At 51.0% G+C, this 651-nt stretch carries 1 protein-coding gene; it reads left to right on the top strand.

Annotation, left to right across the window (positions count from 1 at the left end; all coding sequences use genetic code 11):
• Positions 1-132: 132 nt before the first annotated feature.
• Positions 133-651 (top strand): hypothetical protein (locus PsWM33_RS15140; RefSeq protein ID WP_153039957.1); only part of this gene is annotated, 519 nt, incomplete at its 3' end.

Here is a 651-nt window from a genome sequence, read left to right as displayed (position 1 = left end):
CTAACTTTCAAACCGGACCACTCAAGTGGGGCTGATCAGGCGCAGCAATCGTTTCTTGAACCAGTTTGAGCGCGAAGCCATCTGGCATATGTATGGACCAGATCTGTATGATCAAATCTACAGGCGGTGATGATGATTAACTGGTACATAGATAAAGTTTCTGATCTGGGAGACTGGATTGGGAAAGAAAAGCGCCGTGTCCATGTGCTGATGGCACTCGCCGACTTTGCTGGTTTAGCTGTTGTCTGGGTATTTATATCCGCCACAGTTACCGCTTTGAGTGTTTCTGACGCTCAAGGAGAACTTCTCACTATTTTGCGCGGGAAAAGTACTTGGGCTCTTGCAGGTCTTTGTATTCCGTTAGGACACTACGCCCTGACTTCCTGGGGTGAGAACTGGATCAAGCGCTCGGCCAAAAGCTTCTCGGTCACCTTCTTAACCGTAGCTGTTGGCGGGGCACTTCTTGGGATCGTGATCACCGACTATGTCCGCACTCACGCCATCACGGCGGGGTATCGCTCCTGCGACCAAACTTTCCTGAATGACTTTCAGCGCGAGAACGAAACACTGGTTGCTTCTGGTGTGCTGTGTCCGTCAACCTCTTCTGCCGGCAAACCCTATCCACCGCCGATAGTGATGCACCAACTCAAT

Origin of the sequence: Pseudovibrio sp. WM33 (assembly GCF_001623165.1) — a bacterium.
Classification (GTDB): Bacteria; Pseudomonadota; Alphaproteobacteria; order Rhizobiales; family Stappiaceae; genus Pseudovibrio.
This window is presented reverse-complemented; position numbering and strand designations above follow the sequence as displayed.